6 protein-coding genes are annotated in these 5,924 nt (G+C 75.5%); 3 read left to right on the top strand and 3 right to left on the bottom strand.

Going from position 1 to position 5,924, the window contains the following annotated elements; genetic code table 11:
* Window positions 1-172 precede the first annotated feature (172 nt).
* Window positions 173-490: a cupin domain-containing protein gene (locus HCN56_RS22795; protein ID WP_167974119.1), complete on the bottom strand. Its 318-nt coding sequence runs from the start codon at window positions 488-490 to the stop codon at window positions 173-175.
* Between the two features lie 51 nt (window positions 491-541).
* Here HCN56_RS22795 and HCN56_RS22790 point away from each other — a divergent pair, with 51 nt between their 5' ends.
* From HCN56_RS22790 to HCN56_RS22780, 3 genes are all read left to right on the top strand, one after another.
* Complete coding sequence (locus tag HCN56_RS22790) at window positions 542-913, top strand: phage holin family protein (protein WP_167974117.1); 372 nt, start codon at window positions 542-544, stop codon at window positions 911-913.
* A 287-nt stretch (window positions 914-1,200) separates the two neighbouring features.
* Entirely contained in the window at window positions 1,201-2,448 is a 1,248-nt protein-coding gene (locus HCN56_RS22785) for a cystathionine gamma-lyase (RefSeq protein WP_245246920.1), read from the top strand.
* A gap of 173 nt (window positions 2,449-2,621) precedes the next feature.
* Window positions 2,622-3,143, top strand: coding sequence for an NUDIX domain-containing protein (locus HCN56_RS22780; protein WP_376770917.1), 522 nt, complete (start codon window positions 2,622-2,624; stop codon window positions 3,141-3,143).
* Window positions 3,144-3,283: 140 nt separating this feature from the next.
* On the opposite strand, the gene HCN56_RS22775 is transcribed toward HCN56_RS22780, so the two are convergent.
* Window positions 3,284-4,570 carry a pyridoxamine 5'-phosphate oxidase family protein gene (locus HCN56_RS22775; protein ID WP_167974113.1) on the bottom strand — a complete coding sequence of 429 codons (1,287 nt, stop codon included), beginning with the start codon at window positions 4,568-4,570 and terminating at the stop codon, window positions 3,284-3,286.
* A 59-nt stretch (window positions 4,571-4,629) separates the two neighbouring features.
* Window positions 4,630-5,919: a globin domain-containing protein gene (locus HCN56_RS22770; protein ID WP_312871386.1), complete on the bottom strand. Its 1,290-nt coding sequence runs from the start codon at window positions 5,917-5,919 to the stop codon at window positions 4,630-4,632.
* Window positions 5,920-5,924 lie beyond the last annotated feature (5 nt).

The following is a 5,924-nucleotide window of genomic DNA, read 5'->3' as shown; positions in this document are numbered from 1 at the left end:
GCGCCCTGCCGTACGCTCCGGGGCGCACGGCCGCGCGCCCCGGCCGGGACGCGCGGCCCACCGCGCTGCGACACGCCCGACCGCGGGTATGGCGTGGATCGCACCACGGCACCGGCCGTCGGAACCCCTGCGGACCGCCGCGGACCGCCGTCGCGCGGACGCCTCGCCGCCCTCAGCCCTCCGGCGGGGAGAAGATCACCATGACGCGCAGATCCTCGGTGATGTGGTGGAAGCGGTGCGGCACGAGGGCGGGCACGAAGACGACGCTACCCCGTCCGACCTGCGTTGTTTCCTCTCCGACCGTGATCGAGGCGCGGCCGCTCACCACCAGGTAGATCTCGTCCTGCTGGTGCGGACCCTGCGTGTCCTGTGCACCCGCGTCGAGCGCGTAGAGCCCGGCCGACATGGTCCGCTCCCGCAGGAAGCGCAGGTACGCCCCCTGGTTCGCGGCTCGTTCCGCCTCCAGCTGATCCAGCCGGAAAGCCTTCATCCGCCCACGCCCCTTGCCCTGGGACCGCCGTCTTCTGGAACGATCCCGTATATGACGAGCATCCTTATCAAGTTCATCGCCAACGCCGCCGCTCTCGCCGTCGCGGTCTGGCTGTTGGATGGAATCACCCTCGGCGACGAGGGCGCAAGCACGGGCAGCCAGGCCCTGACCCTCGCGCTCGTCGCGCTGATCTTCGGCCTGGTGAACCTCATCGTCAAGCCGATCGTCCGGCTGCTCTCCCTGCCGCTCCTGCTGCTGACGCTCGGCCTGTTCAGCCTGGTCATCAACGCCCTGATGCTGATGCTCACCAGCTGGATCGCGGGCGACGCCTTCCACGTGGACGGCTTCTGGACGGCGGTGCTCGGCGGCCTGATCGTCGGTCTGGTGTCCTGGGGCGTCAGCGCCGCCTTCGACCGCGACTGAGAACCGCTCCGCGGTCGGCGCGACCCACCGCGGCCGATACCCGCCCTCCCGACGGCCGATCCCCGACGGTCCGCTGCGCCAGGTGCGCCGCGGGCCGTCGACGTTTCCGCAGTCGCGTCGCCGCGTCGCCGCGTCGCGTCCCCCGCGCCCGGTGCACCGCCCCCGGCGCCGCCCGACCGACGGCGCGCCGGAGCCGGACGGGCCCCGTCGGAGCCGGACGGGTCCGCCGCTTCCGGGATGCGGCCGTCCCCCGCACCTCTCTGACCGGGGGCGTTAGCCTGTCCGGCATGTCCACACCACCGAACTCATCGCCCATGCCGGACGCCACCGGCGACGCCACGCGTGCGGCGCACGCCGGCCTGCCGGCGGCCGAACCGTTCCGGCCGCCGATGCCGGGTCCGGTGATGTCGGCCTACTTCCACCTCCCCGGCGACCCCACCGGCGCCCCCTACGCCTACGGCCGGGAGACCAACCCGACGTGGACGGCGCTGGAGACCGCCGTGGCCGAGCTGGAGTCGCCCGGCGAGCCCGCCCACGCCGCCGTGTTCGCCTCCGGCATGGCGGCCGTGGCCGCCGTGCTCTTCGGCCACCTCCGGCCCGGCGACACCGTGGTCGTCCCCTCCGACGGCTACCACGGGGTCCACCAACTGGGCGATCGACTCGGCGAGTTCGGGGTCACCGTCCGCCAGGTGGCGACCGCCGACACCGAGGGCCAGCTCGCCGCCCTCGCCGACGCCCGCCTGCTGTGGCTGGAGACCCCGGCCAACCCCGGCCTGGACACCTGCGACATCCGGGCCCTCGCCGACGCCGCCCGCGAGCGCGGCGTGCTGGTCGCGGTCGACAACACCCTGCCGACGCCGCTCGGCCAGCGCCCGCTGGAACTCGGCGCCGACCTCTCCGTCGCCAGCGGCACCAAGGGGTTCAGCGGCCACGGCGACGTCCTGCTCGGGTACGTCGCGACCCGGGACGCCGCGCTGCTCGGCCCGGTCAGGACCTGGCGCAGCTGCGTCGGCGCCGTCCCCGGCCCGATGGAGACCTGGCTGGCGCACCGCGGCATGGCGACCCTCCCGCTGCGCTTGGAGCGGCAGTCTGCCAACGCCCTGGCGATCGCCCGGCGGCTGCTCGAACGCGGTGACGTCGCGGACGTCCGCTATCCCGGCCTGCCCGGCGACCCCGGGCACGCCGTCGCGGCGGCGCAGATGTCCGCCTTCGGCGGGGTGGTCTCCTTCACCCTCCCCGACCGCGCCCACGCCGAGCGGTTCCTCGCGGCGCTGCGGGTGATCGGGGAGGCGACCAGCTTCGGCGGGGTCCGCTCCATGGCGGAGCGCCGCGCACGCTGGACGGAGCCCCCGGCCGGCCCCACCCCCGGCGACGGCGCGGGTGAGGTCTCCGCGGCGGACGACCCGGCCGGCGCGCACCCCGCCGCGCAGGTGCCGCCGGGGTTCATCCGGCTGTCGGTCGGCATCGAGGACGCGGCCGACCTGATCGCCGACGTCGACCGGGCGCTGGACGAGACGGCTCGCTCCGCCGACTGATCACGGGGCGGCCGCCCGCGGACCCCGCCGGGCGGTCGCCCCGCCCCGCCGCAGCGGGTGCGGCGGGGCGCTGCCCGCCCGCGCTGCCCACGGCGTTGGCTTCTGTACCGAGTAGCGGAACGCGGGAGTCCGCACCGTGGGCACCATGTTTCGCACGGGGCGCCGGTGGCGAGATGTCCTGCATGACCGAGGCAGCCCGGGTGGTCAAGCGCACGGCTCGCGCCATCCTGCTCGACCGTCCGAATCCGGGCGGCCCCTACGAGCTGATCGTCATCAAACGCGTCAAGCCCGACCAGCCGCCGTACTGGATCACGCCGGGCGGCGGTGTGGAGCCGGAGGACCTCTCCGTCCTCGACGCCCTGCACCGCGAGGTCTTCGAGGAACTCGGCGCAAAGATCACCGACGTGGTGCCGGCGTTCGTCGACACCGTGCCGCACGTGCCCCAGCCGGGCGACCCGCCGACCCCGCCGGGGTTGAAGGTGCAGCACTTCTTCGTCTGCCGACTGGCCTCCATGGACCCCGCGCTCCGGCACGGGCCGGAGGTCGACGAGCCGTGCGGCACCTACGAGACGGTGCGGGTGGCGTTCACCCCGGAGGGGCTGCGCTCCGTGGATCTGGTCCCGGAGTCGCTGCTGGAGCACCTCGCCCGCAACGTGCCGGGCGTCCTTGCGCTGCTCGCTCCCGACCTGCGCTGAGCAGCCCGCTGCTCCGCCGCGTCGCCCCCGTGGCCGGTGCTGTCGGCGCCTCGGGGTGGCGCCCGGTCCGTATCGCCGCACTCCGCAGTAGCCCGCCACCGGTCGGCGGCCCGGGGCCGGGGGAACGGCGAGGCGAGCGGTCAGCCCTCGCCGAACCAGCCGCCCGCACCGGAGGACGACCCGGCGCGCCTGCCGCGCCGCTCGGCCTCCGCGAGCGCCCGCTCCGCCTGTTCCCGCAGCGTCTGCAGCGCGGCCGTCGTCCTGGCTGCGCTCGTCCGTGCCGTCGCCGTGCCGTCGTCGGTGCCGGGCGTCGGGCCGTCCTGCGGCCCGCCCGTGCCCGGCCCGCCCGGCGCACCGCGTCTCCCGCCCGGCGCACCGCTCGGTGCCGGGGGCGGCGGGGGCGTAGCGGGCGCCGACCGTGTCGGCGCGGGGTCGTCGAGGCGCAGCGGTGAGACATAGGTGACCTCGCCCGGGGTCGGCGGTCCGCCGGGCTCCACCGGCTCGCCGACCGGCGCTTCCGCCGGATGCGCCGCCTCTTCCGCGTGGCCGTGCTCGGCAGCGGCCTCCGGGTCGGGCGGCGGGTCGGCCGGGTGGGTCTCCGCCCCCTGCTCCGTCCCGGTCCCGGTCGCGGCCGCGCCGGGGACGGGCGGGCCGGGCGGCTGTGCCGGGACGGCCGGCGGCCCCGCGGCGGCGGCCCGGGCGCGCGCCACTCCGAAGAAGTCACCGCCTCGGCGGCGGTAGTCCTGCGAGCCCCATTCGCGGGGGGTGCGCTTGGGCACCCCCACCAGGTGCGGGATGTGCGTGGCACCGTGGATGTGCGCCGTGATGACGTCGATCCGCACCCAGAGCCGGGCCCGGCGACCCGGGACCGGGTCGGTCGGCACCTCGGGGTGCTCCTCCCGGAACTCCTCCTCGCCCAGGAGATGGGCGCGGCCGTTGACGTGGAGCCCGATCCGCGCCCGCTCGAAGTCCACCAGCAGCAGGCCGGCGTGCGGGTTCTCGGCGATGTTGCCGAGGCTCGCGTGCACCCCGCTGCCCCGGTACTCGGGGTAGACCAGCGTCTGCTCGTCCACCGCCCGCAGGAAACCGGGCGGACCGGCCCGCAGGGTGCTGTGGCACTCGCCGAACCGGTCCGAGGTCGCGAGGAAGAACATCTCCTGCCGGGCGACGAACTCCCGCATCCGGCGGTTGAGTCGGCCGACGACCTGCTCGGCGTGGAACCGGCGCGCCGCCTCCGTGGTGCCCAGCCGCTCCTGGACCGACCACTGGCCGGCGTTACCCGGCCGGTGGGCCGCCGCGGCCGCAGCCGGCGGCTGCCACCCCCGCTCGCCGCGGGCGGCGTCGTCCGCCGTCTCGTCCCGGCGCTCGCCGGTGGGGTGTCCGGACGTCCGGCCGGGCCCGCGTCCGGGTTCGCTGATCTCCGCCATAGCCCCCCAAGCCCCTGAGCCCTGCCGCTATGTGTCTGCGTGTCACCGCAGGTTCTCACTCAGGTGCGTATATCCACAAAGTCGTGGCGGATTCGTTCGGCGGGGATGCCGGCGGACGTCAGCGCCGAGACGCCGGACCGCACCATCGCCGCGGGGCCGGAGAGGTAGCCGTCGTACTCCCGCCACGGGCCGAGCCGCCGCACCGTGTCCGGCAGCTGACCTGCCAGGGTGCGTTCGGCACCGTCCGCGACGACCGTGCGGACGGAGAGCCACCGGTGGCGCCGCTCCAACTCCCGCAGCGCCGGCAGCTCGTAGAGGTCGGTCTCCCGGCGGGCACCGAAGAAGAGCTCCACCGGCCGTCCTCGGCCATGTTCGGCGACGTCCTCCACGAGCGCCTTGATCGGTGCTATGCCGGTGCTGCCCGCGAGGCAGAGCAGCCCGGTGTCGGAGGAGTGGTCCACCGTCATCGACCCGGCGGGCGGACCGAGCCGGATCACGCTGCCGACCGTCGCCCGCCGCACCAGCGCACCGGAGACCCATCCCGCCGGCACCGCCTTGACGTGGAAGGTCAGCAGCCCGTCCGGGTCCGGGGCCTTCGCGAAGGAGTACGTCCGCCAGACCCGCGGCCACCACGGCGTCTCGACCCCGGCGTACTGCCCCGCGGTGAACCGGTACGGCTGGTCGGGGCGGACGGTGATCACCGCGACGTCGGAGGTGCGGAGTTCGTGGGAGACCACCTCCGCCTCCCACCAGGCCGGCGCCCGCTGCTCGTCGGCCGCGGCGGCGTCGATCATCGTCTGCGAGATGACGGTGTAGGCGCGAATCCAGGCGGCGCGGGTAGCCGGGTCCCAGACCCGCGCCGCGTAGCGGGCGAGCGCCCCCAGCAGGCTCTGCCCGACCGCCGGGTAGTGCTCGGGCCGCGTCCCGTACTTGCGGTGGCCGCGCCCCAGGTCGGAGAGGTAGCGGCTCAGCTCGGTGCTGTCGTCGAGCCGTTCCGCGGCCCCGAGCAGCGCCGAGAAGAGCCGGTCCCGCTGGGTGTCCATGGCGGCGGGGAACAACTGCCGCAGCTCGGGGTTGCCGAGGAAGAGCAGGGCGTAGAAGTGCGAGGTGGTGTCGTCGGCGACGGGCGCTATCTCGGCGAGCGTCCGCCGGATCAGGACGGCGTCGGCCGAGGGTGCCCGGCGGCGCCCGGGGCCGGGCGGCGGGGGAGCCGCCGTGAACGGCGGCGGGCCGGCGCTGTCCGGCCGGGTGCAGCCGCCGACCGGGCGGGCAGCCGGGGCGGGCGCGGCCGGGCAGTTTACGCCGGGTCGCGGCCGGATGTCCGGGTTTCCCGGTTCCCGTCTGCAGATCGTAA

This window comes from Streptomyces lonarensis, from assembly GCF_012033735.1.
Lineage (GTDB): Bacteria > Actinomycetota > Actinomycetes > Streptomycetales > Streptomycetaceae > Streptomyces > Streptomyces lonarensis.
The sequence above is the reverse complement of the archived record's forward strand: the minus strand, read 5'-3'. Positions and strand labels throughout refer to the sequence as shown.

Bases quoted from the DNA above. Each gene is read 5' to 3' on its own strand.
- HCN56_RS22795 (WP_167974119.1), bottom strand. From the start codon at position 490: ATGAAGGCTTTCCGGCTGGATCAGCTGGAGGCGGAACGAGCCGCGAAC.
- HCN56_RS22790 (WP_167974117.1), top strand. From the start codon at position 542: ATGACGAGCATCCTTATCAAGTTCATCGCCAACGCCGCCGCTCTCGCC.
- HCN56_RS22785 (WP_245246920.1), top strand. From the start codon at position 1,201: ATGTCCACACCACCGAACTCATCGCCCATGCCGGACGCCACCGGCGAC.
- HCN56_RS22780 (WP_376770917.1), top strand. From the start codon at position 2,622: ATGTCCTGCATGACCGAGGCAGCCCGGGTGGTCAAGCGCACGGCTCGC.
- HCN56_RS22775 (WP_167974113.1), bottom strand. From the start codon at position 4,570: ATGGCGGAGATCAGCGAACCCGGACGCGGGCCCGGCCGGACGTCCGGA.